This window comes from Polyangium jinanense (assembly GCF_028435265.1).
Lineage (GTDB): Bacteria > Myxococcota_A > Polyangia > Polyangiales > Polyangiaceae > Polyangium > Polyangium jinanense.
This window is the reverse complement of the sequence record NZ_JAGTJK010000001.1, coordinates 34,923-58,832: the sequence shown is the minus strand read 5'-3', so window position 1 is coordinate 58,832 and position 23,910 is coordinate 34,923. Positions and strand designations below refer to the sequence as shown.

General features: G+C 67.2%; 33 protein-coding genes. 26 read left to right on the top strand and 7 right to left on the bottom strand.

Annotated elements, in window-relative coordinates:
• Positions 1 to 26 precede the first annotated feature (26 nt).
• Both KEG38_RS00290 and KEG38_RS00285 read left to right on the top strand, forming a co-directional pair.
• Positions 27 to 665: a hypothetical protein gene (locus KEG38_RS00290; protein WP_272416930.1), complete on the top strand. Its 639-nt coding sequence runs from the start codon at positions 27 to 29 to the stop codon at positions 663 to 665.
• A 125-nt stretch (positions 666 to 790) separates the two neighbouring features.
• Positions 791 to 967 carry a hypothetical protein gene (locus tag KEG38_RS00285; RefSeq protein ID WP_272416929.1) on the top strand — a complete coding sequence of 59 codons (177 nt, stop codon included), beginning with the start codon at positions 791 to 793 and terminating at the stop codon, positions 965 to 967.
• A gap of 418 nt (positions 968 to 1,385) precedes the next feature.
• Here the strand turns inward: KEG38_RS00285 and KEG38_RS00280 are convergent, their stop codons facing one another.
• From KEG38_RS00280 to KEG38_RS00260, 5 genes are all read right to left on the bottom strand, one after another.
• Positions 1,386 to 2,843 carry a sialidase family protein gene (locus KEG38_RS00280; RefSeq protein WP_272416928.1) on the bottom strand — a complete coding sequence of 486 codons (1,458 nt, stop codon included), beginning with the start codon at positions 2,841 to 2,843 and terminating at the stop codon, positions 1,386 to 1,388.
• 1 nt (position 2,844) lies between these two features.
• Positions 2,845 to 3,774: a formylglycine-generating enzyme family protein gene (locus tag KEG38_RS00275; protein ID WP_272416927.1), complete on the bottom strand. Its 930-nt coding sequence runs from the start codon at positions 3,772 to 3,774 to the stop codon at positions 2,845 to 2,847.
• Positions 3,775 to 4,111: 337 nt separating this feature from the next.
• Positions 4,112 to 6,187, bottom strand: a complete 2,076-nt coding sequence (locus KEG38_RS00270) for a choice-of-anchor L domain-containing protein (protein WP_272416926.1) — start codon at positions 6,185 to 6,187, stop codon at positions 4,112 to 4,114.
• A gap of 127 nt (positions 6,188 to 6,314) precedes the next feature.
• Positions 6,315 to 7,850: a choice-of-anchor L domain-containing protein gene (locus KEG38_RS00265; protein WP_272416925.1), complete on the bottom strand. Its 1,536-nt coding sequence runs from the start codon at positions 7,848 to 7,850 to the stop codon at positions 6,315 to 6,317.
• A gap of 343 nt (positions 7,851 to 8,193) precedes the next feature.
• Positions 8,194 to 8,934 (bottom strand): hypothetical protein, encoded by a 741-nt coding sequence (locus KEG38_RS00260; protein ID WP_272416924.1) that lies wholly within the window; start codon positions 8,932 to 8,934, stop codon positions 8,194 to 8,196.
• A gap of 510 nt (positions 8,935 to 9,444) precedes the next feature.
• On the opposite strand from KEG38_RS00260, the gene rplV reads away from it, so the two are divergent.
• The 24 genes from rplV to rplQ all read left to right on the top strand — a co-directional run bounded on the left by rplV (position 9,445) and on the right by rplQ (position 21,626).
• Positions 9,445 to 9,783, top strand: coding sequence for a 50S ribosomal protein L22 (gene rplV, locus KEG38_RS00255; RefSeq protein WP_153821371.1), 339 nt, complete (start codon positions 9,445 to 9,447; stop codon positions 9,781 to 9,783).
• Positions 9,784 to 9,798: 15 nt separating this feature from the next.
• A complete protein-coding gene (rpsC, locus tag KEG38_RS00250) occupies positions 9,799 to 10,491 on the top strand; it encodes a 30S ribosomal protein S3 (RefSeq protein ID WP_136935251.1) in 693 nt (230 codons plus the stop codon).
• A gap of 9 nt (positions 10,492 to 10,500) precedes the next feature.
• Entirely contained in the window at positions 10,501 to 10,914 is a 414-nt protein-coding gene (rplP, locus tag KEG38_RS00245) for a 50S ribosomal protein L16 (protein ID WP_272416923.1), read from the top strand.
• Positions 10,915 to 10,924: 10 nt separating this feature from the next.
• Positions 10,925 to 11,143 (top strand): 50S ribosomal protein L29, encoded by a 219-nt coding sequence (rpmC, locus tag KEG38_RS00240; RefSeq protein ID WP_272416922.1) that lies wholly within the window; start codon positions 10,925 to 10,927, stop codon positions 11,141 to 11,143.
• A 4-nt stretch (positions 11,144 to 11,147) separates the two neighbouring features.
• On the top strand, positions 11,148 to 11,468 hold the full coding sequence (gene rpsQ / locus KEG38_RS00235; protein WP_271930142.1) for a 30S ribosomal protein S17: 321 nt from the start codon (positions 11,148 to 11,150) through the stop codon (positions 11,466 to 11,468).
• 2 nt (positions 11,469 to 11,470) lie between these two features.
• Positions 11,471 to 11,839, top strand: coding sequence for a 50S ribosomal protein L14 (gene rplN, locus KEG38_RS00230; RefSeq protein WP_136935255.1), 369 nt, complete (start codon positions 11,471 to 11,473; stop codon positions 11,837 to 11,839).
• A complete protein-coding gene (gene rplX / locus KEG38_RS00225; protein WP_136935256.1) occupies positions 11,839 to 12,153 on the top strand; it encodes a 50S ribosomal protein L24 in 315 nt (104 codons plus the stop codon). Before rplN ends, rplX begins: the two co-directional genes overlap by 1 nt.
• A 3-nt stretch (positions 12,154 to 12,156) precedes the next feature.
• Complete coding sequence (rplE, locus tag KEG38_RS00220; RefSeq protein ID WP_504968466.1) at positions 12,157 to 12,891, top strand: 50S ribosomal protein L5; 735 nt, start codon at positions 12,157 to 12,159, stop codon at positions 12,889 to 12,891.
• A gap of 10 nt (positions 12,892 to 12,901) precedes the next feature.
• A complete protein-coding gene (locus tag KEG38_RS00215; RefSeq protein WP_136935257.1) occupies positions 12,902 to 13,087 on the top strand; it encodes a type Z 30S ribosomal protein S14 in 186 nt (61 codons plus the stop codon).
• Between the two features lie 4 nt (positions 13,088 to 13,091).
• Entirely contained in the window at positions 13,092 to 13,484 is a 393-nt protein-coding gene (rpsH, locus tag KEG38_RS00210) for a 30S ribosomal protein S8 (protein WP_272416921.1), read from the top strand.
• The gene (gene rplF / locus KEG38_RS00205; protein ID WP_272416920.1) at positions 13,484 to 14,083 is read left to right on the top strand and encodes a 50S ribosomal protein L6; all 600 of its coding nucleotides are present in this window, start codon (positions 13,484 to 13,486) and stop codon (positions 14,081 to 14,083) included. The genes rpsH and rplF overlap by 1 nt, the downstream gene beginning before the upstream one ends.
• Before the next feature lie 48 nt (positions 14,084 to 14,131).
• Positions 14,132 to 14,491, top strand: a complete 360-nt coding sequence (rplR, locus tag KEG38_RS00200) for a 50S ribosomal protein L18 (RefSeq protein ID WP_136935260.1) — start codon at positions 14,132 to 14,134, stop codon at positions 14,489 to 14,491.
• A gap of 86 nt (positions 14,492 to 14,577) precedes the next feature.
• Positions 14,578 to 15,180 (top strand): 30S ribosomal protein S5, encoded by a 603-nt coding sequence (gene rpsE, locus KEG38_RS00195; RefSeq protein WP_272416919.1) that lies wholly within the window; start codon positions 14,578 to 14,580, stop codon positions 15,178 to 15,180.
• Positions 15,177 to 15,386 (top strand): 50S ribosomal protein L30, encoded by a 210-nt coding sequence (gene rpmD, locus KEG38_RS00190; protein ID WP_372518152.1) that lies wholly within the window; start codon positions 15,177 to 15,179, stop codon positions 15,384 to 15,386. Before rpsE ends, rpmD begins: the two co-directional genes overlap by 4 nt.
• A 14-nt stretch (positions 15,387 to 15,400) precedes the next feature.
• Positions 15,401 to 15,874, top strand: a complete 474-nt coding sequence (gene rplO, locus KEG38_RS00185; RefSeq protein ID WP_271930126.1) for a 50S ribosomal protein L15 — start codon at positions 15,401 to 15,403, stop codon at positions 15,872 to 15,874.
• Between the two features lie 45 nt (positions 15,875 to 15,919).
• Positions 15,920 to 17,248 carry a preprotein translocase subunit SecY gene (secY, locus tag KEG38_RS00180; protein WP_272416918.1) on the top strand — a complete coding sequence of 443 codons (1,329 nt, stop codon included), beginning with the start codon at positions 15,920 to 15,922 and terminating at the stop codon, positions 17,246 to 17,248.
• A gap of 16 nt (positions 17,249 to 17,264) precedes the next feature.
• Positions 17,265 to 17,903: an adenylate kinase gene (locus KEG38_RS00175; protein WP_272416917.1), complete on the top strand. Its 639-nt coding sequence runs from the start codon at positions 17,265 to 17,267 to the stop codon at positions 17,901 to 17,903.
• A complete protein-coding gene (gene infA, locus KEG38_RS00170; protein WP_136921418.1) occupies positions 17,900 to 18,154 on the top strand; it encodes a translation initiation factor IF-1 in 255 nt (84 codons plus the stop codon). The genes KEG38_RS00175 and infA overlap by 4 nt, the downstream gene beginning before the upstream one ends.
• Before the next feature lie 48 nt (positions 18,155 to 18,202).
• Positions 18,203 to 18,316, top strand: coding sequence for a 50S ribosomal protein L36 (gene rpmJ / locus KEG38_RS00165; RefSeq protein WP_136935266.1), 114 nt, complete (start codon positions 18,203 to 18,205; stop codon positions 18,314 to 18,316).
• A 12-nt stretch (positions 18,317 to 18,328) separates the two neighbouring features.
• The gene (rpsM, locus tag KEG38_RS00160) at positions 18,329 to 18,709 is read left to right on the top strand and encodes a 30S ribosomal protein S13 (RefSeq protein WP_272416916.1); all 381 of its coding nucleotides are present in this window, start codon (positions 18,329 to 18,331) and stop codon (positions 18,707 to 18,709) included.
• 23 nt (positions 18,710 to 18,732) lie between these two features.
• Positions 18,733 to 19,137, top strand: coding sequence for a 30S ribosomal protein S11 (gene rpsK / locus KEG38_RS00155; RefSeq protein WP_136935268.1), 405 nt, complete (start codon positions 18,733 to 18,735; stop codon positions 19,135 to 19,137).
• A 36-nt stretch (positions 19,138 to 19,173) separates the two neighbouring features.
• Positions 19,174 to 19,803, top strand: a complete 630-nt coding sequence (rpsD, locus tag KEG38_RS00150) for a 30S ribosomal protein S4 (RefSeq protein ID WP_272416915.1) — start codon at positions 19,174 to 19,176, stop codon at positions 19,801 to 19,803.
• Between the two features lie 208 nt (positions 19,804 to 20,011).
• Positions 20,012 to 21,049 (top strand): DNA-directed RNA polymerase subunit alpha, encoded by a 1,038-nt coding sequence (locus KEG38_RS00145; RefSeq protein ID WP_372518158.1) that lies wholly within the window; start codon positions 20,012 to 20,014, stop codon positions 21,047 to 21,049.
• Positions 21,050 to 21,059: 10 nt separating this feature from the next.
• The gene (gene rplQ, locus KEG38_RS00140; protein ID WP_272416914.1) at positions 21,060 to 21,626 is read left to right on the top strand and encodes a 50S ribosomal protein L17; all 567 of its coding nucleotides are present in this window, start codon (positions 21,060 to 21,062) and stop codon (positions 21,624 to 21,626) included.
• A 141-nt stretch (positions 21,627 to 21,767) separates the two neighbouring features.
• Here rplQ and KEG38_RS00135 read toward each other — a convergent pair whose 3' ends face one another.
• A complete protein-coding gene (locus KEG38_RS00135) occupies positions 21,768 to 23,495 on the bottom strand; it encodes a tetratricopeptide repeat protein (RefSeq protein WP_272416913.1) in 1,728 nt (575 codons plus the stop codon).
• A 47-nt stretch (positions 23,496 to 23,542) separates the two neighbouring features.
• Positions 23,543 to 23,821 (bottom strand): acylphosphatase, encoded by a 279-nt coding sequence (locus KEG38_RS00130; RefSeq protein WP_272416912.1) that lies wholly within the window; start codon positions 23,819 to 23,821, stop codon positions 23,543 to 23,545.
• Between the last annotated feature and the right edge of the window lie 89 nt (positions 23,822 to 23,910).

The window sequence follows — 23,910 nt, the reverse complement described above, 5'->3', positions numbered from 1 at the left end:
GAGCGGGATTCGGCGAGGGAGAAGACATGGCAACCGACGCTTTCGAGCAGCAGATTGTGGAACTTGTGCGGAAGATGCCCGACTCGGCGATTCTCGCACTGGTCAAGGATAAACTCGGCTCGGCCGTGGCCTCCGCTCCGGCGGCGGCTCCGCTCGTGGCTGCGGCTGCGACCCGGGGTCGCGGTCGTCCGGCGCGCGTGCCGCAGGCGCTCGCGGCTGCTCCGGTGGTGGAAGCCCCGGCGCCCGCAAAGCGTGGTCGCGCGGCGGCGCCTGCTGCACCTGCGAAGCGCAAGCCCGGCCGTCCGAAGAAGACGGCGGCCCTTTCCGCGGAGCGGCAAGAGGTCCTCAATTCGGTGGAGCGCATCGTGAAGGCGTCGAACGGCGTGAGCGCGAGCGACGTGGCCCGCCAGGCCGGCATTCCGCAGACGCGCGCGGCGGCTGCGCTCAAGGAGCTCAAGCTCGCGAAGCGCATCTTCCAGGGTGGTGATCGTCGTTTCGCCCGCTATGCGGCCGACCTCAAGACGGCGGAGCAGGCGAGCCTGAACGCGCGCAAGACGGCGAGCGGCCCCTCGACGGCCGGCGCCCCCGCGAAGAAGGCGGCCCCCGCGGCGAAGGTCACGCGCAAGCGCGCGGCGGCCCCCGCGGCGCAGCCTGCGGCGAAGTGAGTCGCGGGCTGTTGGGGAACGTAGCGCGCGCTCGACGAAGACCATAGGTCCAGGGCGCGCAGCCGTTTATCAACAGCCTGCCAGCGAGTTACGACTCGCAAACCTGGCGGCCCGACGCGGAGGCGGTGAGTGAAAGACTCCCCGCCCTCGATTCGGGCCGCGCGGTCGTTTCGAAGGACGATCGATCGTCCGGACGAAGTCAAAACGACGTCGCCGACATGACGCGCCTCTCCGGCTCTGCTCGACCGGAGCGGCTGCCCACGATCGATCGTTATGGTCGACCCGCGGCAGCGCCCGAATGACGCGTGAGCGTCCCAGGTCGTCGCGACGTCCAAAACGTTTTTCGCGCTGGATCGCGCCGCCCGTTCGATTGGTCATCGGCGGCCAAACCCAGCGTGGCAGGCAGGCGTGTGTCGCGGCGATACGCGCGCGTGGTATGTCCGGGCGGACCGAGCATCCTTGCCACTGTCGCTCGCTCGGACGAACCCAGCTGACAAGCCAGTGCGATGCGCTCCCACGCCGCACTGCGCGAACACGCGCTCGTCGTTATGCGCGTCGCCAAAACGGTGCAGGCGTCACGCTTTCGACGTTTTTTTGCAGACCTATTACGGTCTTACCTTTCAATTTTGAACGATGTGCCCCTGCGCGCGTTTCAACTTCTCACGCTCGCACGAGGAGCGAGCGGGGATGGCGCGGTGAGGCAATCGTCCGACGACGGCTTTACGGCGGGTTCCAGGTCGCGCCGTCGTCGTCGGATACGAGCACGTAGAAGCCGCGCCTCGAAGTACCCGTGACATCGGCGGACACGATGAGCAGCGTGCGCTTGCCAAACGAAACGAGCGCACCAAAGTCGACGCGCCCGCGCGCGCCGGTCCCTTCGCCGATGATGCGCGCGCGCTCGTAAAACTTACCGCCGTCCGTCGACTGCGCGTAGTAGAGCCCCCAGCGCTCCCCGGCTTGCGCGCTCATCACGGCCGCCGCGCCCGTGGACGTCGGCACCGCGACGATGTCGCGCTCGTGTTTCTCGATCCAGGGCTTGAATACGGGACGCGATGGCGTCGTGCACTTGCCGTCTAGCTCACACAGCAAGAGCGTTATGCTCTGCTTGTCGGCATCCGGCGCCTCGACGACGAACTTCGTGTCGGTGCAGCCGATTGGCGCGCCGGAAAGCGCCTCGGCCGGACGCGGGACCAGCGTGAGCTTGTCGGGCGTCACCACGAGGTAGAAGTTCTTGTTCGGATTCTGCTTCGTCGGCGGTTGCGTGATCGCCTGGTACGAGATCGAACCGACGTCACACGCCGAGGGCGCGGATAGCTCGGCGAGGAGCGTGGGCGTCGGCTTCAGGAGCTTCAAGTCGATGTACTCGGACTCCGCAGGCGCCGCGACGGTCTGCCCGGGCGCGGGCCACTTGCGCGACACGACCTCGCGCCCCTTCACCGAGAAGAGCCGCGGCGGCCGACCGACGGGCCCCGTGGCGAACGTCTCGAGCTTGGGCAGCGCGACCTCGGCCGGCGCATCGGTCCCGGGCGGCGTCACATACCGCGCTATGAATTTCTTCGGTGTGGGCTCGACGACGATCGACGCCGTCTCCTTGTCGAGCAGCGCGAGGCGCGGCTTCGGGATGGGCAGCTTCGGGTCGGGCTTTCGGGCGAGCGGCGGCTGATCGACCATCGTCGCCGTACCGAACGAGGGCGCGTCGAGGCCCGCGAAGAAAAACTGGAACGGCGGCGGCGGGGGCGCCTTCTTCCCGACGGTCGGGGGCGCCTCCGCGGTCGTCTCCTTCGGGCCGAGGGCGAGGGCGAACACGCCATCCGTGCCGAACGTGTAACTCGACCAGGTCTCGCGGTCCGTGCGGAAGGCCTTCCACGTCTTGCCCGCGTCCACGGTCATCAGCGCGATCGCCACGCTGCCGGGGACGCCGCCGGCCAGGATGGCCCGCTTGTCGTCGAGCACGTAGACGTGATCGAACTTCATCGACGGCGGCGCGAGGCTCGCGTCGAGGCCCTTGGCGGTGCCGAGGCCGGTGGAGAGCTGATCGAGCGAGGCTGCGCCGCGTGGAGGCGCGGGCGGCGTGATCGGGGCCTCTTCTTTTTTCTTCGAGCAGCTCGGAAGCAAAGAGAGCGCGGCTGCGAGCGCGTAGGCCGTCGGGGACCAGGGGCCCATCGTCGTTCGGAACATCTCACTCGACTCGATCGGGATCCATGCAGCAGCGGAAGCCCGTGGAGTAATCGTGGTAACGGAAGTCGTGCGCGGTGGTCTGGTAGGAGCAACCCTCGCCGTTCAACGACGTGTCCATGTAGAAGCCGCCGCGGAACGTGCCGTCGCGATCCTCGATCCACTCGTGCAGGTTGCCGACCATGTCGAAGACGCCGTACTCGTTCGTGCACTCGGCGCGCATGCCGGTCTCGAAGAGCGAGTCCGGGAGCTGGTTGATGAGCGGCTGGTTCATGCCGTCCGACCAGCGGCGATCGTCGGGGATGCCGAGGCGCAAGGCGACCTCGACGACGGGGTGCGCGCGGCGGATGTCGTCGTTGCAGACGCGGCTCTTGCGCTCGTCGCCGTAGGGGAAACGGGTGCGGTTCGGGCCGCGGCAGGCGCGCTCCCACTCGTCGGCGGCGCAGAGGCGCTTGCCCGAGGCCTGGCAGGCGCGCTGCGCTTGCTCCCCGCTGATGTAGCCCTGCGGGACCACACCGGGCCGCGAGACGGCACGCACGGAGGCTTCGTGTCCATCCACGGGGTGGAACGGCGACCACCCGCGCACCTCGCCGCTCGCGAGCCGCTCGACGAGCGAACCCTCCCAGCGATCGACACAGACGCGGTTGTCGACGAGCGCCATCTCTGCCGGGCAACGCGAGGTGTTCGCGAGGATCTCGCTGTCCACGTCCTCGGCCATGGAGCGCCACGCAGCCGCGGCGAGGCGCGTCTCGACCGTGACGACGCGCGCCTCGGTGGCCCGCACCGCGATGGGCCGCTCGGCGGGCGCGACCGGCGCTTGCCGAAGGGCGGACGCGACGCGGGTGTTCGCGCTCGGCTCCTTCACGGCGTGGAGCTGCGAGAGCCCGCCCGGGGTAGCACAGCCGACGGCCCCTGATCCGAGAACGGCCGCCACGACGAGACGGACGAAGCTGGAAACGTGCCGTGCAACGCGACGCGTGTGGAGGCTGGATCGCAGCGGTTGCCCAGGAGGGCTGGGCGCTCGCCAGTCTGCGTCGTCCGCCTTCGTCGCCACGAGCGTCGAAGATGCCTGCGGACGCGCCGAGACGCAATGGAGAAAAATGCCAACGCCCGCCGGCGGGATCGTCTTCCCACGCTTTCATCGCTTGACAGCGGGATGGAAGCTGTTCGGAACGTCTATATTTGGAGGTCCAACCATTGGACCACGGACGGGTTTGTCCGCGAGGGCGCGCTCGCCGGGGAGGCGCCCTCGCGGTTCGGGCGAGAGGGGTTCACTCGTGGATGCCGGTGCCGAGATCGGCCGCGTTCCACCGGAAGTTGTCGAGCAGGACGAGCGAGTCGAGGATGGTGTCGGTCACGTCGAAGATCATGAGCTCGAGCGTGACCTTCTCGCCGGGCACGACGGAGGCGGTGTTGAAGAGCCAGTCCGTGCCGCCACCGACGTTGTCGAGTTGCATGCCCGTTCCCGTGAGCTCGCCCGAACCCGAGGGGCACGTGTTGCAGCCCTTGGCGACGCAGACCTGGAACAAGCTGTTGTTGACGCTGACGGGGTTACCCGAACCGTCCTTCGCGATGTTCTTGTCGGTCGGCAGGCCCATGGCGCCCGACTGGAGCAACGCGAGGAAGAAGTCGTTGTACGACGAGCACTGCCAGCTCTTGTATTCCGAGGAGAAGAATCGGAACTGGTACTCGAACGACTTCGCGTTCGTGGGGACACGAATGTCGAGCCGCACGTTGATCGAGTCGTTCGCGCCCGTGCCCGACGAGCAGCTGCCGTTGCAGCCCTGCGACGAAGGCAGCTTGCCGCCGTTCGCGAGCAGGTACGGGGCAGGCGGGTTGCCGTTGATGCTGTGGCTCGTGCTCGTCCCGGTGTACCCCACGTCGTCCTGGTCACGCATGACACCGCTGGAGATGCCGGCCATCGTGAGGCCCTTCTGCGGCTTCACGACCGAGCCGTACCCCGTCATGATCGCGGTCGACTTGTCCTGCAGGACCGAAAGCTGGGCCGCGGTCGGCGTCGAGCCGTCGGCGAGGACGAGCTTGGCGCCGAGCACGCCCCACTTCTTGAACTCTCCCGCCGGCGGGTTTTCCGGCACGAACTGGCAGAGCTCCATGGCCTTCGCCACGTCCTCGGCCGTGACCGCGGCGAACTTCGCCGACGAGCTGCAGGGCGGCGCCTCGACGTTGTCGGGCGTCGTCGGGTCGCAGTCGTTGTCGACGCCGTCGTTGGTGAACTCGAAAGCGCCGGGGTTGACGGCCTTCGGGTTCGGGCAGCCGGGGCTCAGGAAGTCGCAGCAGTCGCCGCCGCCGCACGAGCTGTAGCCGTCGCCGTCGAAGTCACCGGCGGAGTCGTCGGCCGCGCCGTTGCAGTCGTCGTCGATGGCGTTCGCGCAGATCTCGTACTTCGGAAGCACCTGGCCTTTGCAATCCCCCCAGCCCGAGCCGTCTTCCTTGCACGTCTGCGTGCCGGCCTTGCACGGCCCGATGCCGAGCGTGCCCGGCAAACCCTGGTAGCAAGACTGCGTCTGGCCCGGCACGCAGGTGCACGGGCCGTCCTGCAGCGTGTTCCACTCGCAGCCGTCCGACGGGTCGTTGTTGCAGTCGGAGAAGCCGGGCTTGCAAGCGCCGAGCGAGCAGAGGCCGTTGTCGCAGACCGCCGTGCCGTTCGGCGGGCCGCCCATGACCGGCGGGGTCTGCGTGTCGTCGAGGACCCACGCATTCGAGCAGGAGTTGTTGCAGAAGCCGCAGTTGTTCTCGTCGTTCGAGAAGTCGTAGCAGCTCGAGGAGCAGCAGCTGAAGCCAGCCTGGCAAGGCTGGGTCGCCGAGCAGCCGGGGATGCAGGTCTTCGAGATGCAGATCGAGCCCGGGAAGCAGTCGGTGTCGACAATGCAGCCGTCGCTGCACTGGTTCTTCATGGTGTCGCAGACCTGCGCGCCCAGGCAGTCAGCCTTGTGCGTGCAGCCGACCTTGCACTTCCCCTCGTCCTTGTTGCAGTACTGCCCGAGGCCGCAGTCGTCGACGAGCGGGTCGCCGCTCGGGATGCACTCGACGCACTTGCCCGTGTCGGCGTTGCAGATCGTACCGCCGGGATCGTTCGCGCAATCGCCGTCGACCACGCATCCCGTGGGCCCGGCGCCCGCGCCGCCCGCGCCGCCTGTGCCGCCGGTGCCGCCCGCGCCGCCCATGCCCCCGGTTCCGGCACCGCCGGTGCCGCCGCTCCCGCCGTCGCTCACGTTCGACGTGCCTGCCGAGCCGCCCCCTCCTCCGCCGACGTCCGCGGCGCAGCCGGCCGCGGCCGCGTATGCGACGAGCGCCGGGACGAGCAGGGTCGAAAGCGAAAAACGCATGTCGTTCCGCCTCGTACGCTTCATCATCTCGAAATACCTCTTCGTAAAATCGCGAGCGGGCCGAGCCCGCACCATCCGAAGCCCGAGGCCGCGCGCCGCGCTCACGAAGAGCGCAGCGCGCAGCGGATCACTTGTGGACGCCGGCGGCCGCCGCCTTGATGTCCCAACGGAAGTAGTCGAGCAGCACCGTCGAATCGACGTTCGAGTCGCCCGCGTCGGCGATGATGAACTCGATCTCGATGGTCTCGCCGGGCACGACGGGCGCGTCGTTCACGAGCCACACCGTGCCGCCGCCGTCCTTGTAGTCGCCGCTCCAGCCGCCCATGCCCGTGCCGAGGAGCTCGAGCACGCCGGCCGGACAGGCGCCCGGCGGCGAGATCGGCGAGGGGAAGCAGACCTCGTAGAACGCGTTGTTGACGGTGATCGTCTTGCCGGTTGAGTCCTTGGCGATGTTGCGATCCGCGGGGAGCGGAGCCTGAGGCGGGTTCGCCATCGGATCGGGCGTCCAGTTGCTCTTCAGGAGCGCGAGGAAGAAGTCGTTGAACTGGCCGCAGCTGTACTCGGGGTACTCCGAGGTGTAGCTCTTCAGCCGATACGAGAACGACCGCGCGTTCGTCGGCACGCGGATGCGCATCTTGAAGTTGACCGAGTCGAACGCCTTCGTGCAGTTCTCGCCGACGCACGCCGGGCATTCCGGGGGCGAGGGGAGCTTGCCGCCGTTCGCCGCGAGGTAGGGCGCCGGGATCGGGCAGACCGTGTTCGCCTTGTAGTTGCCCTTCTGGATTTCGGGATCGGGCCCGTTTTGCGGGTGGATGAAGCCGAGGTCGCCCTCGTCGCGCGCCGTGCCCGTCGAGAGCACGGCCATCGTCGTGCCCTTCTTCGGCAGCACGTTCGGCCCGTAGTTCGCGAGCACGCCGACCTGCACGTCCTTCGGCACGACCGCGTTCGTCCCGTCGGCGAGCTGGAGGTAGCTCGCGATCACGCCCCACTTTTTCTGGGGGAGCGGCGGGTTTTCCGTCGTGAACTGGCAGAGGTCCATCGCCTTCACGAGCTCGAGCGTGCTCGTCGGCGTGGCGAGCGGCGGATCGGTGCAATCGACCGCGGCGACGTCGTCCTTCGTCGAGGGATCGCAGTCGTCGTCGATGCCGTTGCCGAGGTACTCGAACGCGCCGGGGTTCACGCTCCCCGGGATGTCGCACTTGACGTCGTTGTCGCAGCAGTCGCCGTCGCCGATGGTCCAGCCGTCCATGTCCTTGTCGACGGCCAGCGGATCGCCGCCCTCACCACCGCCGCCGCCCGCGCCGCCGGCCCCGCCGAGGCCCCCGGCTCCGCCGGCACCACCTGCGCCGCCGGCTCCGCCCGCGCCGCCGAGGCCGCCCTCACCGCCGGTGCCGCCGGTGCCGCCGGTGCCGCCCGTGCCGCCCACGCCGCCGGTGCCGCCCGTGCCGCCGGTTCCCCCGGTGCCGCCGATGCCGCCCACTCCGCCGGTGCCGCCCGTGCCGCCGCCGGTTCCCCCGGTGCCGCCCGTCGCGCCCGCGCCGCCCGTGCCGCCGGTCGCGCCGCTACCACCTTGGCCCCCCGTGCCGTCGTCCGAGCACGACGCGAGGCCGAGGGCGCCCGCGAGCAGAAGCAGCGAGCTTGAAAAGAGAAGGGTACGAGCCATCAGGAAAACCTCCGGGAGCAACGCGCCGGCGCGGCGCCGCCCGAATGCGCGCGGTGGTGCGGCCACGTGGAGCACCCGCCGCGCATGTCGGATCCGGAGCGCGCGCCTGCCGGGAGTGCGGCTCCGATCAAGCGGGCCGAAGCGACTTCCGGAGCATCGTCTCAGATTTCCGCGTGCGGCTCAACTCGGACGAACGAAGTCGATCCACGGCCGACGCGAGCTGCAGCCGTGCAAACGAACGGCTCCCATCGTGGGAGAACTCGCGATCCTGGGAGGGAATGCGGACGGAGGAAGGGCGGCGCGCCCGGGGTTCTCTGTCGCCGGGCGCGCGGGCGAGGGAGGGTCAGTAGCTCGTGACCTGCGCGAAGCAGGCGTCGTATGCGTCGTTGCAGTCGGGCAGGGCGCTGTCCGAGATGCAGTTGGCGAGCTCCTGGAGCGCGGCGTTGTTGAAGGGATTCGTCTCGAGCTGGCAGCCCTGCGTGTCGAAGGTCTCGCCGTTGATGCAGAGCTGGTTGGAGATCGTCTCGCAGGCGAGGGCCGCGTCGGCCGAGGGGCAGGCCGCGCCGTACATCTTGCCGACGCAGTCCGCGACCTGCTGATCGTCGCAGGCGTTCGCGGGCTCGACGCCGATGTCCGAGAGACAGTTCTGGAGCACGGTGGCCGCGCCGCGCGTGTAGATCTCGAAGCCGCGCTTGCACGTGCCGTAGCCGGGGGGGTCGAACTCGATGGGGTTGCCGTTCGGGTCGGTGCCCGGGCACTGGGCCGCGGGGCCCTCCGGCTTGGGCGTGATGTTCATGGCGTCGCAGGCGGCGACACTGCCGTCGCCGTCCTCGGGGCCGACGCAGTTGGAACCGCCGCCCTCACCGCCGGTGCCGCCGGTGCCGCCGGTGCCGCCGACGCCGCCCGTGCCGCCCTGGCCGCCCGTGCCGCCCGTGCCGCCCGAGGCGCCGACACCCGCGCCGCCGTCGCCACCGTTGCCGCCGGTGTTGTTGTTGGGATCCGAGACGATGATGCAGCCGCTGCTGAGGGCCGCGGCCGTGAGGAACGAAGTAAGAACCAAGGCAAACGTCGAGCGAGACTGCATGTTCCGAAACCTCCGGAGTGTAGGAGGCGCCGAGGGCCCGGGGGGGTGGGGCTCCGGCGCGGACGATTTCAAGAAGTGTCAGCGTAGTACGAGCGGCCCGGCGGATCCTTCAAAACCGAACCGTGCTCCGTACGCCCGTTCAGCGATCGCGGCAGATCCGTTCAGCCGGCTCCCTCACGGACGGGGGAGCGCGCAGATTTTCTGCGGATCTCGCTTGCAAGCGTCGTGGGGCTTTGCTAGACACCGCGCTCCGTTTTCCTGGAGGCGATCACCTTTGGTGTTCGTCTCTCCCGAAGCCGTAACGGCGCTTCGGACTCAGCTCGCCTCTTCGGCCGCCGTGGGACACCCCCCGGTGACGCGGAGAGGGTTTCTCGTCGCGAGACGTCGGGTTGATGTTCCGGAACGTACGACGGCAGGGCTCGGTTCGACAGGCGTAACGCTGGTCGACCGGGTTGGCCAACGACCGGGCGCCCTGGGCCGAACCGGCCCCCTGTCTGCGAGGTTTCTCGGATGCTAAGCAAGGCCAGTGCGATGTTTTCGCGGATCTCTCCGCGAAAGGCGCGCATGATTGCGGACCTGGTCCGCGGACGTGATGCAGCGGATGCGATCCAGCTGCTCCAGTTCACGGAGAAGTCAGCCGCGCCGGTGATCAAAAAGGTCATCGAGAGCGCGGTGGCGAACGCCCGCCAGGGTGGCGCCGACGTCGACGCTTTGTTCATCAGCAAGGCGACGGTCGACAAGGGCCCGAACAAGTTCAACCGCCGCTGGCGCCCCCGTGCGATGGGGCGCGCGACGAAAGTCGTGAAGGGCGTCTCTCACATCGTGATCGAGCTCAGCGAGCGCAAGTAAAGGAACACGGCTTCCATGGGACAGAAGACCCATCCGTACGGCTTCCGCGTCGGCGTGATCAAGACGTGGAGCAGCAAGTGGTACGAGGACGGCAACGCGTACCAGAAGTGGCTCCACGAGGACATCCGCATCAAGCGGGCGATCAAGCAGTACCTCTACAACGCGAACATCGCGAGCGTGGAGATCGAGCGCGCCGCGAACCGGGCCAAGGTCATCGTCTACACGGCGCGTCCGGGGATGGTGATCGGCAAGGGCGGCAAGGGCATCGAGACCCTGAAGGGTGGCAACGTCGGCACCGCGACCAAGGGTGAGACGGTGTTCCCGGGCGTCGCCTCCTTCACGGACAACGAGGTCTTCATCGACGTCCAGGAGGTCCGGAAGGCGGAGACGAACGCGCAGCTCGTCGCGGAGAACATCGCGACGCAGCTCGAGCGCCGCATCGCGTTCCGCCGCGCCATGAAGAAGGCCGTGGCGACGGCGATGAAGTTCGGCGCGAAGGGCATCCGCGTTCGGTGCGCGGGCCGGCTCGGCGGCAGCGAGATGAGCCGGGTCGAGACGTACCGCGAGGGTCGGGTTCCGCTCCACACGCTGCGCGCCGACATCGAGTTCGGCCTCGCTGAGGCGAGGACGAAGGTCGGCATCATCGGCGTGAAGGTGTGGATCTTCAAGGGTGAGGTTCTCCAGCGCAAATCGCGCCGGATTCAGTAGGACAGACCGATGCTGTCTCCCAAGCGAACGAAGTTCCGCAAGATGCAGAAGGGCCGCATTCGCGGGGTTGCGACCTCGGGAAGCGACGTGTCCTTCGGTGATTTCGGCCTGCAGGCGCTCGAGCCCGCGCGCATCACGTCTCGCCAGATCGAGGCTGCGCGTATGGCAATTCAGCGGCACTGCAAGCGCGCGGGTAAGCTCTGGATCCGCATCTTCCCGGACCGACCGGTGACGAAGAAGCCGCTCGAGGTCCGCATGGGTGGCGGAAAGGGTGCGCCGGAGGAGTGGGCCGCGGCGGTGCGGCCGGGCCGCGTCATGTACGAGATCTCGGGCGTGCCCGAGGAGATGGCGCGTGAGGCGTTCCGCCTCGCCGGGCACAAGCTCCCGATGGCGTGCAAGTTCATCGCTCGCGGGATCGTGTGAGGTATTCGAGATGAAGGCGAAGGATCTGCGCGAACGCACGACGGAGCACCTGCAGGAGCTCGAGAAGAACCTCGGCCGTGAGGTGTTCGACGCCAAGTTCAAGAACTTCACGAACCGGCTGAACGACACGTCGGCGATCCGCAAGGCGCGCCGCGATCTCGCCCGGGTCAAGACGATCCTCCAGCAGCGTGCCAGCGAGTCGGCGGCAGCGGCGGAAGGGAACAAGTAGAGCCATGGCAACGAACGAGGCGAACGCGACCGCCGCCGGGCAGGCTCAGGCCGAGACGACCGCGAAGCCGCACGGCTTCCGACGCAAGCTCGTCGGGCGCGTGAAGAGCAACAAGTGCGACAAGACCGTCGTGGTCGAGGTTGTGCGTAACTCGCCGGATCCGGTCTACAAGAAGTACGTCCGGGCTCGCGAGCGCTACAAGGCGCACGACGAGAAGAACGAGTACAAGGTCGGTGACCGCGTGGAGATCCAGGAGCACCGCCCGATCTCGCGCGAGAAGCGCTGGATCGTCACGAAGCTCATTTCCCGCCCGGTGGAGGAGTAGCCATGATCCAGGTCACGACGCATCTCGAAGTGGCTGACAACTCCGGGGCTCGGGTCGTCAAGTGCATCAAGGTTCTCGGTGGCTCGCGTCGCAAGTACGCGGGGCTCGGCGATGTGATCGTCGTGTCCATCAAGGAAGCCATGCCGGGCACCAAGGTGAAGAAGGGCGACACGGCGCGGGCGGTGGTGGTGCGCACGGCGCGTGAGTATCAGCGTTCGGACGGCACCTACATCAAGTTCGACACCAACAGCGCGGTGCTGATCAACAAGGAGAAGGAGCCGATCGGGACCCGTATCTTCGGGCCGGTGGCTCGCGAGCTCCGCGCGAAGAAGTTCATGAAGATCATCTCGCTCGCGCCGGAGGTGCTCTGATGCGACGGCTCCGAGTCGGTGACCTCGTGCAGGTCATCAGCGGCAAGGACAAGGGCAAGCAGGGTCGCGTGACGAAGGTCCTCGCGGAGGACGACAAGGTCGTCGTCGAGGGGATCAACGTGGTGACGCGCCATCAGCGCCCCACGCCGCGCAACCAGCAAGGCGGCAAGATCACGAAGGAGGCGCCGCTCCATGCCTCCAAGGTGATGCCGGTGGATCCGACGACGGGCAAGCCCACGCGGGTGAAGTCTACGATCGTCGATGGCAAGAAGCAGCGCACCGCGAAGAGCGGCGCCGTGATCGCGGCAGGCTGAGCCATGGCGGACAAGAAGGAAGAAAAGGGCAAGGGCAAGGGCGAAAAGCCCAAGGACGCCAAGCCGGCGGCTGCGAAGCCGCAGGCGGCTGCGGCCGGCAAGGGTGGCAAGGAAGCCGGGAAGGGCGGCAAGGGCAAGGGCGAGGCGAAGGCCACGTCGCAAGCCGAAGTCGCTGACGTTCCGCGCGATCCGAGCTACACGCCGCGTCTGCGCAACAAGTACCGGGACGCTGTCGGGCCCGCGCTTTCGAAGCGCTTCGGGTACAAGAACCCGATGATGGTGCCGCGCCTCGAGAAGGTCGTGATCAACATGGGCCTCGGCGCTGCCGTCGGGAACCCGAAGATCATCGACTCCGCTGTCGAGGACATGCGGGCGATCTCGGGCCAGAAGCCGGTCGTGACGCGCGCCCGCAAGTCGATCGCGACGTTCAAGCTCCGCGAGAACCTCCCGATCGGCGTGATGGTGACGCTGCGCGGGGAGCGGATGTGGGAGTTCGTCGATCGCCTGATCAGCTTCTCCCTGCCGCGCGTGCGTGACTTCAAGGGCGTGAGCCCGAAGGGCTTCGACGGCAAGGGCAATTTCACGATGGGTCTGCGCGAGCAGATCATCTTCCCTGAGATCGACTACGACAAGGTCGACGTCGTGAAGGGAATGAACATCTCGTTCGTGACGACCGCGCGCACCGACGAGGAGGGACGAGCCCTTCTCACGGAGCTTGGGATCCCGTTCAGGCATTGAGGAACGTTCGATGGCCCGTGCAAAAGAATTCGCCAAGCTGAACCGGCCGCCCAAGTTCGCCGTGCGGCACCGGAACCGTTGCAAGGTGTGCGGCCGTTCGCGGGCTTATTACCGCGATTTCGAGCTCTGCCGCATCTGTCTTCGTACGTTCGCGCTCCGAGGCGAGCTGCCGGGCGTGATCAAGGCGAGCTGGTGATGCCATGATGACCGATCCTGTCGCCGACATGCTGACCCGGATCCGGAACGCCGCCCTCGCGCGGCACGATCGGACCGAGGTTCCTGCAAGCAAAATGAAGCAGGCCGTTGCCGAGATCCTCAAGTCCGAGGGGTACATCGCGGACGTGCGGCCGAGCGACGGCAACCCTGGGAAGTTGACGATCGTGCTGAAGTACGGGCGTGACCGCTCGAGCGCGATCGACGGAGTCCGTCGGGTGAGCCGTCCGGGGCGACGCGTGTACGTCAAGCACGACCGCATCCCCCGCGTGCTCTCCGGCCTCGGGATCTCGATCCTGAGCACCTCCCACGGCCTGATGAGCGACCGCGACGCCCGCAAAAACAAGCTCGGAGGCGAGCTCATCTGCGAGGTGTGGTGATGCAGACGGCTACGACGCAACAAGGCGAGGCCTCCAAGACTTCGCGCATCGGCAAGCGACCGGTGGACGTCCCCAAGGGCGTCACCGTGTCGGTGCAGGGGCGCAAGGTCGAGATCAAGGGCACCAAGGGCCAGCTCGCGCGCGAGCTGCCTTCGACCGTCGACGTGAAGGTCGAAGGCGCGAAGCTGCACGTGACCTCGACGGCTCCCGGGCGTGATGGCTCGCGGCTGCAGGGGCTCGTGCGGGCGCTGCTCGCCGGCATGGTGAAGGGCGCGGCCGACGGCTACGAGCGAGTGCTCGAGCTGAAGGGCACCGGTTACCGTGTCGACCTGAAGGGCACGACGCTCACGTTCGCGCTCGGGTATTCGCACCCGGTCGTGTTCAACGTGCCGAAGGGCCTCACGGCGACGATTCCGGCGGATTCGAAGGGCACGGTCCTCGTTCTGACGGGCGCCGACAAGGAGCTCATCGGGCAGACGGCCGCGACGATCCGTGGCTTCCGTCCGCCGGAGCCCTACGGTGGCAAGGGCGTTCGTTATCGTGGCGAACGCGTTCGCGAGAAGGCCGGTAAGGCTGGCGGTAAGGGCGGCAAGAAGTAACCGAGCGGGGCGACCTCGTGTCGCCCCTACAGGTACGGGGTTACGACCATGGCTATGAAGATCGTCGGACGGGAGCGCCGCAAGCTCCGTATTCGCAAGAAGGTGAACGGCTCGCCCGCTCGCCCGCGCCTCACCGTCTTCCGCAGCGCGAAGCACATCTACGCGCAGGTGATCGACGACACGACGGGTCAGACCGTCGCGCACGCGTCGACGCTGTCGAAGGACCTGAAGGGCACGCTCGACAACGACAACAAGGTCGACGCGGCCAAGAAGGTCGGGGCGCTCATCGCCAAGATCTGCAAGTCGAAGAAGATCGACCGTGTCGTGTTCGATCGGAACGGCTACCTCTATCACGGGCGCGTGAGCGCCCTCGCTCAGGCCGCGCGGGAGGCGGGGCTCGAGTTCTAGCCCCGAAGGCGCCGGACCCGCGGGGGTCTCGGGCAAAACGTCTCGGGCGATAGCGAAGACTTCACGGACGACGAAGAAGGCACGGTATGGCGTTCGATCAGGTCGACGAAGAAAAGCTCAAGGAGCGGGTGATCCACATCAACCGCGTCGCCAAGGTCGTGAAGGGCGGGCGGCGCTTCAGCTTCTCGGCGCTCGTCGTTGTGGGCGACGAGTCGGGACATGTGGGCGTCGGCCTGGGCAAGGCCAACGAGGTTCCGGAGGCGATCCGGAAGGGCAACGACCAGGCCCGCAAGAACATCTTCCGCATCCCGCTCGACGGGGCGACGATCCCGCACGACGCGTTCGGGCACGTCGGCGCGGGCAAGGTGCTCTTGAAGCCGGCGAGCCCTGGAACGGGCGTCATCGCGGGCGGTGCGGTGCGCGCGGTCGTCGAGTCCGCGGGCATCCACGACGTTCTCTCGAAGTCGCTCGGCACGAGCAACCCGCACAACGTCGTTCACGCGACGGTGGCGGCCCTCAAGGCGCTGAAGAGCGTGGAGCAGGTCGCGGGCAGGCGCTCGATGCAGGTGGACGACGTGGGTTGGCAGCGCAAGGGCGGCAGCGCGACGGGCGCGACGAACCGTCGTCGTGCGAGTCAGATGCCCCCCGCTCGCAACCCGCGCGAGGGGGGTGAAGGAGGTACGCCGTGAAGAGCCATCTCCGCGTGCGGCAGACGGGCAGCGTGACGAACCAGACGGAGCACACGCGCAAGGTTTTGCGGGGCCTCGGCCTTCGCAAGCCGGGCCATGAGGTTCTCGTGGAGAACACGCCCTCGTTCCGTGGCATGGTCAAGAAGGTGATCCACCTCGTTTCGGTCGAGGAAGTCGACGGCAACGGCGCGCAGGCGTCGAAGTAAGAAAGCGAAGCAGCATGGACATCCTCTCGAAGCTTCAGGCCCCGGAAGGCGCCAACAAGAAGGAGACCCGCGTCGGCCGCGGCGTGGGCTCCGGCCTCGGCAAGACGGCGGGTCGTGGCCAGAAGGGCCAGAAGGCCCGGTCGACGGGCAACATCGGCAAGAAGCACTTCCAGGGCGGCCAGACGCCGATTCAGCGTCGCCTCCCGAAGCGCGGCTTCCGCAACCCGCTCGCGGCGATCGTCGCGAACGTGAACGTCGGCGACCTCGAGATCTTCGAGGCTGGCGCGGACGTGAACCAGGAGGCGCTGGAGGGCAAGCGCCTGCTCCAGGGTCGTTACGACCTCATCAAGGTGCTCGGCGACGGCGAGCTCACGAAGAAGCTCACCGTGACGGCGCACCGGTTCTCGAAGAGCGCCATCGCCAAGATCGAGGCGGCGGGCGGCAAGGCGATCGTGCTTGCGCCCGGCAAGGCTTCGGCGCAAGCCTAACGTCCTTTCGGCTCGAGCCCCCCCAAGGCAGCACACCGACGTACCATGGCCACACTCGCGGGAATTGCGAACTTCCACAAGGTCCCGGAGCTCCGGCGCAGGGTGATCTTCACCCTCGTGATGCTGGCCGTGTACCGCATCGGGGTCTTCGTCACGGTCCCCGGCGTCGACCGCGCCGCCATGTCGAAGTACATGGCCAAGCAGTCGGGCGGTTTGCTGAACTTCTTCAACATGTTCTCCGGCGGCGCGCTGGAGAACTTCTCCCTCTTTGCGCTCGGGATCATGCCGTACATCTCGGCATCGATCATCATCCAGCTGATGGGCATGGTCTACAAGCCCATCGACGAGCTGCGCAAAGAGGGAGAGCAGGGGCGGCGCAAGATTGATCAGTACACGCGCTACGGCACGGTCGCGCTGTCGCTCTTCCAGGCGTACGGCAGCGCCAAGCTCGTCGAGGGCTGGTCGGCCTCGGACGCGGGCGCGGGCATCGTCACGCACCCGGGTCTCGGCTTCCAGCTCATGACGATGATCACGCTGACCACGGGAACGGCGTTTCTCATGTGGATCGGCGAGCAGATCACGGAGCGCGGCATCGGCAACGGCATCTCGCTCCTGATCTTCGCGGGTATCGTGACGGGCGTGCCGGGCTGGGTGGGTAGCTATCTCGCGACGAACGCGGGCAACATCCAGCCGCTCACGATCTCTGCGGTCGGCGCGTTCGTCGTGGCTGCGATCGCGGTGATCGCGTTCTTCGAGAACGGTCGCCGGCAGATCCCGATCGTTTATTCGCGTCGGCAGGTGGGGCGTCGCGTGTACGGCGCGCAGAACGCGCACCTGCCGCTCAAGGTGAACACGGCGGGCACGATCCCGCCGATCTTCGCCTCCTCGCTGCTCATGTTCCCCGCGACGCTGGCGAACATGAACGTGCCGGGTGCGGACAAGCTCCAGTCGATCATCAGCGGCGGCGGCTGGGTGTTCAACACCGGCTACGCGCTCCTGATCGTGTTCTTCTGCTACTTCTACACGAGCGTCACGTTCCAGCCGGTCGACGTGGCGGAGAACCTGAAGAAGCAGCAGGCGAACATCCCTGGCATTCGCCCGGGCAAGCAGACGGCGGACTACATCCAGGGCGTGATGAATCGCATCACGTTCGGCGGGGCGATGTACGTCGCGGCCGTGTGTGTCTTGCCGTCGGTGGTTGGTGACCTCCTGCGTGTGCAGATTACGTTTGGCGGGACGTCCCTGATGATTGTCGTGGGTGTTGCGCTTGATACGGTCAACCAGATCGAGGCGCAGCTCATCACGCGCAGCTACGAAGGGCTCACCGGCCCTGGGGCGAGCCGCATTCGGGCGCGGCGCCTCCCCGAGGGATGAGAAGGGAGATCTTCGGATGATCGCGATCTTGGTTGGTCCGCCCGGTTCGGGCAAAGGCACGCAGGCGAAGGTTCTCACCGGCAAGTTTGGGATCCCGCAGATCTCGACGGGTGACATGCTTCGCGCTGCCAAGGCAGCCGGCACGCTCGATCCGCAGTACCGCGCGATCATGGACGCGGGCGGCCTCGTTCCGGACCAGGCGATGATCGATCTCATCGACAAGCGCATCGACGATGCGGACTGCAAGAACGGGTTCTTGCTGGATGGTTTTCCGCGTACGGTCCCCCAGGCCGAGGCGCTTGAGCGTCTGCTTGCGGGTCGGAGCCTCACGATCGATGCTGTTTTGCAGCTGGATGTGGCGCGATCTCTCCTGGAGGAGCGCTTGATCCACCGTCGGACCGACAAAAGGTCTGGACAGATCTACCATCTCGTCTATAATCCGCCGCCCCCGGATGCCGAGCTAGAGCATCGGGCGGACGATCGGCCGGAGGCCGTCGGAAAGCGTCTCGATGCGTACGAGGCGATGACGGCGGCACTTCTGCCCTACTACGAAGCAAAAGGTCTCCTCCGGCGTGTCGATGGTGTCGGCAAACCCGAGGAGGTCACGGCGAGGGTGCTCGGGGCCCTTGGCCGAGCGCATCCGGAAGAGTCATGAGGCGATCGAACCAAAGCTCGAAACCCGCGAAGGAACCGAAGGGCGACAAGCTCGAGTTCGATGGTGTCGTTCAGGAGGCTCTTCCGAACGCGATGTTTCGGGTAAAGGCCGACAATGGTCTCGGGGTGCTCGCGACCATCAGCGGCCGGATGCGTCAGTACTACATCAAGATTTTGCCCGGCGATCGCGTTACGGTCGAGGTTTCGCCCTACGACCCGACGCGTGGCCGGATCACGTATCGTCACAAGTAGACCAAGCAGCCCAAATAGCGGAGCGAGGACAGGGAACGGAGCCGCGTCATGAAGGTGCGACCGAGCGTCAAAAAAATCTGCGACAAGTGCAAGGTGGTGCGCCGTCGCGGCGTCGTGCGCGTGATCTGCGAGAACCCTCGCCACAAGCAGCGTCAGGGCTGAGCTGGAGCAACCATGGCACGTATTGCTGGCGTCGATCTCCCGCGTCGTAAGCATCTCGCGTATGCGCTTCCGTACCTCTATGGTATCGGCCGCGCCCTCGCGAAGCAGATCTGCGCGAAAGCCAAGATCCCCGAGAACAAGCGGGTGGAGGAGCTGAACGACGCAGAGATCAGGACGATCCGCGAGATCCTCGACGCCGAGTACAAGGTGGAGGGCGATCTTCGTCGTGAGGTTCAGCTCAACATCAAGCGGCTGATGGATCTGGGCTGCTACCGCGGTCTTCGGCATCGCCGCGGTCTGCCGGTGAATGGCCAGCGCACGCACACGAATGCGCGTACGCGCAAGGGCCCCCGCAAGGGCATGCTGCAGCGTCGCCCGGCGACGAAGGCGTGACGGGACGTTAGGAAGAGGACGCTATGGCGAGTCCGAAAACGGCGGCCACCAAGGCCAAGCAGAAGAAGAAGGTCAAGAAGAACATCGCGGCTGGGATTGCGCACATCCAGTCGACGTTCAACAACACGGTCGTGACGATCACGGACATCAACGGCAATGCCGTGGCGTGGTCGTCGGCCGGTGCGCGCGGGTTCAAGGGGTCGCGCAAGTCGACGCCCTTCGCTGCGCAGCTCGCTGCCGAAGAGGCGGCGCGGCGGGCGCAGGAGCACGGGATGCGGTCGGTGGCCGTATTCGTGAAGGGCCCTGGCGCCGGGCGCGAGAGCGCGCTCCGTGCGCTGCAGACGGCCGGCTTCAAGGTGACGTTGATCCGCGACGTCACGCCCATTCCGCACAACGGTTGCCGGCCGCCCAAGCGGCGCCGGGTCTGAAGCAGCGCGCGCGGGAGTCCGCTCGAGGTTACGAACATGGCTCGCTACGTTGGTCCTGTCTGCAAGCTCTGCCGCCGCGAAGGCATGAAGCTCTACCTCAAGGGAGAGCGCTGCTACTCGGAGAAGTGTGCCTACACGCGGCGTCCTTACCCGCCCGGCCAGCATGGTCAGGGTCGCATCAAGCTCAGCGAGTACGCCGTCCGGCTCCGCGAGAAGCAAAAGGTGCGTCGCATCTACGGCGTTCTCGAAAGCCAGTTCCACGGCTACTTCCAGGAGGCGAGCCGTCGCAAGGGCCGCACGGGTGAAGAGATGCTGGCGCTCCTCGAGCGTCGCCTCGACAACGTCGTGCATCGGCTCGGCTACGCGGCGTCGCGCTCCGAGGCGCGTCAGCTCGTGCGCCACGGTCACGTGAAGGTGAACGGCAAGCGCCTCGACATCCCGAGCTTCGTGGTTCGGGTGGGCGATCGCGTGGAGCTCACGGAGGGCGCGAAGAAGTTCAAGTTCGTGGCGGCCGCCGTGGCCGGCGCGGACAAGCGCCCGATCGCCTCGTGGCTCGATGCCGACCGCGGGTCGTTCTCGGGTTCGGTCAAGGGCACCCCGGTGCGCGAGGACCTCAACGAGCCGGAGATCCGCGAGCAGCTCGTCGTCGAGTACTACTCGCGCTGATTCTGTTCGCAGGTCGGTGGTCTTGCGGTGAACGTTTCGGAAAGCTGATCGGGGGCGTGCGAGGGAGCGCGGCCCCGATCGCTTTTTGATTGCAGGAAAAGAGCGCCATCCGGCGCGACGCGGGCAGGAGACGGCTTTCGCTCACCGAGTGCGGTGACGGGGTGAGATCTCCGCGCGAACCCCTCGAAGAAAGAGGACGCTGATGACGATGCAGACCAGCGGAAGCATGACGATGATCGCGCGAAACTGGCGCGATCTGATCCGCCCGAAGGGCATTTCGATCGACACGGAGTCGGCGAACAACTTCTACGCGAAGTTCACCTGCGAGCCTCTCGAGCGCGGCTTCGGGATCACGATCGGCAACTCGCTCCGCCGCGTGCTCCTCTCGTCGCTGCAGGGCGCGGCGATCACCGCCGTCCGCATCGAGGGGGCGCTGCACGAGTTCACCACCGTGCCCGACGTCGTCGAGGACGTGAGCGACATCATCCTCAACCTCAAGGAGGTCGTCTTCAAGGCGGCCGCCGCGCGCACCTATACGGTCCGCGTCGACAAAGAGGGCCCGGGGCCGGTGTACGCGCGCGATATCCAGCTCGTCGACGGGCTCAGCGTGCTGAACCCCGATCACCTGATCGCGGTTCTCGACAAGAAGGGCCCGCTCGCGATGGAGCTGACGGTGAACGTCGGCCGCGGCTACGTGCCCGCGGAGCGGAACAAGACGCCGACGATGGCGATCGGGACGATCCCCATCGACGCGCTGTTCTCGCCCATCCGCAAGGTCAACTACACGATCCAGAACGCGCGCGTCGGTCAGGTGACCGATTACGACAAGCTGACGCTCGAGGTCTGGACAAACGGCTCGGTGCTGCCCCAGGACGCGGTCGCGTTCGCCGCGAAGATCCTGAAGGAGCAGCTCTCGATCTGGGTCAACTTCGAGGAGTCGGAGGAGACGAGCTACCAGACGGTGCCGGGCGACGAGGAGCCGCTGAACGAGAACCTCTTCCGCTCGGTCGAGGAGCTTGAGCTCAGCGTGCGCAGCGCCAACTGCCTCCAGAACGCGAACATCACCCTGATCGGCGAGCTCGTGCAGCGGACCGAGCAGGACATGCTGAAGACCAAGAACTTCGGTCGGAAGTCCCTGAAGGAGATCAAAGAGATCCTCGCGAACATGGGGCTTTCGCTCGGTATGAAGATCGACAACTGGCCGCAGCTGCTCGAGCGCTGGAAGGCGCAGCAGGCGCAAGCCTAGAGGGTGCGATATGCGTCATAAGAAGGCGGGGAGGCAGTTTGGTCGGGACACGTCGAGCCGGCGCGCGATGCTGCGCAACTTGACGGCGAACCTGATCACCCACGAGCGCATCGAGACGACGGACGCGAAGGCCAAGGAGCTCCGGCGCGTCGCGGAGCGGCTCATCACCAAGGCCACGCGCCTCGGCAAGATCGCCTATACCGCGCAGAGCGAGCTGTCGGCGGCCGACAAGGCGCGCCGGCTCCACGCCGAGCGTCTCGTCTCGTCGTACGTGCCGCGCTTCGGCGTGAAGGCCGACGGGACCAAGGTCGACGTCGTCGAGAAGGTGATGCTCGACCTCTCGAAGCGCTTCGAGGGCCGGCCCGGTGGCTACACGCGCATCATCAAGCTCGGCAATCGCCGGGGTGACAATGCGCCGATGGTCTACATCGAGTTCATCGACGCGACGCCGGTGACCGACAAGCAGGCTCCCGAGGAGCCGGCTGCGGCGGTGACCGCCGAGCCCACGTCGGCCGCGTCGGCCTCGGCCGAGTCCGCCTCGACGGCGAGCTCGGGCGAGACCGCGTCGAACGAGTAAAGCGCTCCCACGACGAACCCGTGAACGGGGATCGGGTGACCGGTCGCCACCGTTCACGGGTTTGGAAGGGAAAAACGAACACGGACACCACAGGGTGCCCGTGTTTTCGTTTGTCTGGACTGCGATCCGCTTCGCGGAAGCTCACTCCGCGCCGGCAACCGGCGCATCTGGCGCGGGCGGAGTGGGCGGATTGCTGCCTGCCCGCGACCCTTCCGCGTCGCGACCGGCGTCAGGCTTGCGCCGCGCCAGGAAGATCATCGCGATCAGCGCGACGAGCCCCACGCCGCTCGCCGCCACGTAGCGGTGCAGCGAGCTCTTCTGCGGCGCGATGCGCTCCTGCTCCAGCGACGCGAGCGCCCGCTTCGCGCGCTCGTTGCTCGGATCGAGCTCGATCGCCTTCGTCAGGGGAAACTTGTCCGGCGTGCCTCGTGCGATGAGGGTCACGCCTTCGAGGTAGGCGATCTCCGCCTCGATCTTTCGCGCCCCCTCCCCCTTCGGGTCGAGCCGCAGCGCCTTGCGCAGCATCTCCAGCGCCGCCGCCGGCTCCTTCTCTTCGAGCGTCTTCGCGTGCGCCACGTACGCCGGCGCCATCTCCTTGCGCCGCTCGAACACCGGCGAGCGCGCCAGCACCTTGTCGAACGCGCTCGTCGCCTCGACCCAGCGGCTCGCGGCTGCATGCGCCGCGCCCTCGTCCATCAGCTTGTAGACCTCGGCGAGCCGCGCGCGGTCGTACATGCCGAAGAGCTCGCGCGCGATGCGGTCCCATGTGAACTCGCGCGGGGCCTTGTTGCCCGTCTGGTTCAGGTAGGCGTCGCGGAGCTGCCAGATGCCGGGCTCGCCGATCGCTGCGATCGCCTCGCGCGCGGCCTCGCGGAGCTGGATGCGGTCGCTGTTGCTGAACGAGAGGATCACGCGGACGGCGTCGACGTCGCGCGTGCGGCCGTAGGCGCGCAGGATGTCGGCGAGGACTTGCGGATCGGTCACGCCGACGGCCTCGCCGGGGATCGCGCGGCCGAGCAGATCGAGCTGCTTGCTCGCGAAGCGCTGGACGATCTTTGCGTCGTGCTGGCGGCCCTCGATGAGCGCGGGGACGGCGCGGTCGCGCAGCTTTCCGATTTGCCGCTGCAGATCGACCCGCAAGAGCTCGCCGAAGTACGAGTACATCTGCAGGAGCTCGCGCACCGCGGGCGTCGTGCCCGCCGCGGTCAGCATGCGCTCCATCGCGAGCAGGCGGACGAGATCCCGCCAGGTGTCGCTCTTCGGCTTTGGAGAGGCCAGGACAAACTCGAGCCAATCGCCCTCGTCCTCCGCGTCCTTGTCCTTCTCCTTGTCGGCCTTGCTCTTCTTCGGCGCCTTCGCGTCCTTGCTGGCCTTGTCGTCCTTGGCGGCGGCCTTCTCGTCCTTGCCGGCCTTGTCCTTCTCCTTGCCTGCCTTCTCCGCCTTCTCGGCCTTCTCCTTGTCGCGCAGCGACTTGCGGCCGGCCTTGCGCGCGTCGTCGAGCAGGCCTTGCGCCTCCTTGCGGTCGAGCCCGGCGCGGAGCTCCTGCACACGCGCGCGCACCGCAGGCACGACGGCGGGCGTCACCTCGGCGACGGCCGTCCGCGCCGTCTCCTTCCCGCGCGGGTCGCCCGTCGTGAGGCGCTCGAGCACGCGGTCGAGCTCTTGCAGCGCCGCTGCGTCGGGCTCTTGCAGCACGATCGGCTGGAGCTTCGGCAGCTCTGGCAAGGAAGCGGGCGCGGCCGGAGCTGCGGCGGCTGAGGCCGAGGCCGAAGGTTGCGTGAGCTCTCCGGCGGCGTGCACGTGCAGGGGCACGAGCGCGAGCGCGGAGACGAGAACGAACGACGAAGCGAGCTTCGAGACGTGATTCACGGTGCCCCCGAGAACGACGGGCGAGCGCGCGGCCCTTCCCGGGCGGTTCACTCGATGATGCGGAAGTCCGGAAAATCGCCCTGGAATCCGCGCCAGCGGATGTCGACACGCTCCACGCGCGCCGCGGTCGGGCCTTTTTGGGCCCAGGCGATGAGCTCTTTCAAGCCGTCTTCTTCGCCTTCGGCGAGGATCTCGACGCCTCCGTCCGGACGGTTCTTGACCCAGCCGGAGAGGCCGAGGCGCTTGGCTTCGCGCTGCGTCGACGCCCGGAAATAGACGCCCTGGACGCGACCCTTCACGTGCAGATGCACTTGTTTCAGCCCCATCGGACCGCTCGATTCCTACTCGCACGTCGCGACCGAGGCAACCTCGTAGGCCTGCGCGCGAACGCACGCGCTGAAACGATCCGCCCCCG

What these genes read in the sequence shown, in the direction of transcription:
- KEG38_RS00290 (WP_272416930.1), top strand. Translation starts at nt 27, where the DNA reads ATGGCAACCGACGCTTTCGAGCAGCAGATTGTGGAACTTGTGCGGAAG.
- KEG38_RS00280 (WP_272416928.1), bottom strand. Translation starts at nt 2,843, where the DNA reads ATGTTCCGAACGACGATGGGCCCCTGGTCCCCGACGGCCTACGCGCTC.
- KEG38_RS00270 (WP_272416926.1), bottom strand. Translation starts at nt 6,187, where the DNA reads ATGCGTTTTTCGCTTTCGACCCTGCTCGTCCCGGCGCTCGTCGCATAC.
- KEG38_RS00265 (WP_272416925.1), bottom strand. Translation starts at nt 7,850, where the DNA reads ATGGCTCGTACCCTTCTCTTTTCAAGCTCGCTGCTTCTGCTCGCGGGC.
- KEG38_RS00260 (WP_272416924.1), bottom strand. Translation starts at nt 8,934, where the DNA reads ATGCAGTCTCGCTCGACGTTTGCCTTGGTTCTTACTTCGTTCCTCACG.
- rplV (WP_153821371.1), top strand. Translation starts at nt 9,445, where the DNA reads ATGCTAAGCAAGGCCAGTGCGATGTTTTCGCGGATCTCTCCGCGAAAG.
- rpsC (WP_136935251.1), top strand. Translation starts at nt 9,799, where the DNA reads ATGGGACAGAAGACCCATCCGTACGGCTTCCGCGTCGGCGTGATCAAG.
- rplP (WP_272416923.1), top strand. Translation starts at nt 10,501, where the DNA reads ATGCTGTCTCCCAAGCGAACGAAGTTCCGCAAGATGCAGAAGGGCCGC.
- rpmC (WP_272416922.1), top strand. Translation starts at nt 10,925, where the DNA reads ATGAAGGCGAAGGATCTGCGCGAACGCACGACGGAGCACCTGCAGGAG.
- rpsQ (WP_271930142.1), top strand. Translation starts at nt 11,148, where the DNA reads ATGGCAACGAACGAGGCGAACGCGACCGCCGCCGGGCAGGCTCAGGCC.
- rplN (WP_136935255.1), top strand. Translation starts at nt 11,471, where the DNA reads ATGATCCAGGTCACGACGCATCTCGAAGTGGCTGACAACTCCGGGGCT.
- rplX (WP_136935256.1), top strand. Translation starts at nt 11,839, where the DNA reads ATGCGACGGCTCCGAGTCGGTGACCTCGTGCAGGTCATCAGCGGCAAG.
- rplE (WP_504968466.1), top strand. Translation starts at nt 12,157, where the DNA reads ATGGCGGACAAGAAGGAAGAAAAGGGCAAGGGCAAGGGCGAAAAGCCC.
- KEG38_RS00215 (WP_136935257.1), top strand. Translation starts at nt 12,902, where the DNA reads ATGGCCCGTGCAAAAGAATTCGCCAAGCTGAACCGGCCGCCCAAGTTC.
- rpsH (WP_272416921.1), top strand. Translation starts at nt 13,092, where the DNA reads ATGATGACCGATCCTGTCGCCGACATGCTGACCCGGATCCGGAACGCC.
- rplF (WP_272416920.1), top strand. Translation starts at nt 13,484, where the DNA reads ATGCAGACGGCTACGACGCAACAAGGCGAGGCCTCCAAGACTTCGCGC.
- rplR (WP_136935260.1), top strand. Translation starts at nt 14,132, where the DNA reads ATGGCTATGAAGATCGTCGGACGGGAGCGCCGCAAGCTCCGTATTCGC.
- rpsE (WP_272416919.1), top strand. Translation starts at nt 14,578, where the DNA reads ATGGCGTTCGATCAGGTCGACGAAGAAAAGCTCAAGGAGCGGGTGATC.
- rplO (WP_271930126.1), top strand. Translation starts at nt 15,401, where the DNA reads ATGGACATCCTCTCGAAGCTTCAGGCCCCGGAAGGCGCCAACAAGAAG.
- secY (WP_272416918.1), top strand. Translation starts at nt 15,920, where the DNA reads ATGGCCACACTCGCGGGAATTGCGAACTTCCACAAGGTCCCGGAGCTC.
- KEG38_RS00175 (WP_272416917.1), top strand. Translation starts at nt 17,265, where the DNA reads ATGATCGCGATCTTGGTTGGTCCGCCCGGTTCGGGCAAAGGCACGCAG.
- infA (WP_136921418.1), top strand. Translation starts at nt 17,900, where the DNA reads ATGAGGCGATCGAACCAAAGCTCGAAACCCGCGAAGGAACCGAAGGGC.
- rpmJ (WP_136935266.1), top strand. Translation starts at nt 18,203, where the DNA reads ATGAAGGTGCGACCGAGCGTCAAAAAAATCTGCGACAAGTGCAAGGTG.
- rpsM (WP_272416916.1), top strand. Translation starts at nt 18,329, where the DNA reads ATGGCACGTATTGCTGGCGTCGATCTCCCGCGTCGTAAGCATCTCGCG.
- rpsK (WP_136935268.1), top strand. Translation starts at nt 18,733, where the DNA reads ATGGCGAGTCCGAAAACGGCGGCCACCAAGGCCAAGCAGAAGAAGAAG.
- rpsD (WP_272416915.1), top strand. Translation starts at nt 19,174, where the DNA reads ATGGCTCGCTACGTTGGTCCTGTCTGCAAGCTCTGCCGCCGCGAAGGC.
- KEG38_RS00145 (WP_372518158.1), top strand. Translation starts at nt 20,012, where the DNA reads ATGCAGACCAGCGGAAGCATGACGATGATCGCGCGAAACTGGCGCGAT.
- rplQ (WP_272416914.1), top strand. Translation starts at nt 21,060, where the DNA reads ATGCGTCATAAGAAGGCGGGGAGGCAGTTTGGTCGGGACACGTCGAGC.
- KEG38_RS00130 (WP_272416912.1), bottom strand. Translation starts at nt 23,821, where the DNA reads ATGGGGCTGAAACAAGTGCATCTGCACGTGAAGGGTCGCGTCCAGGGC.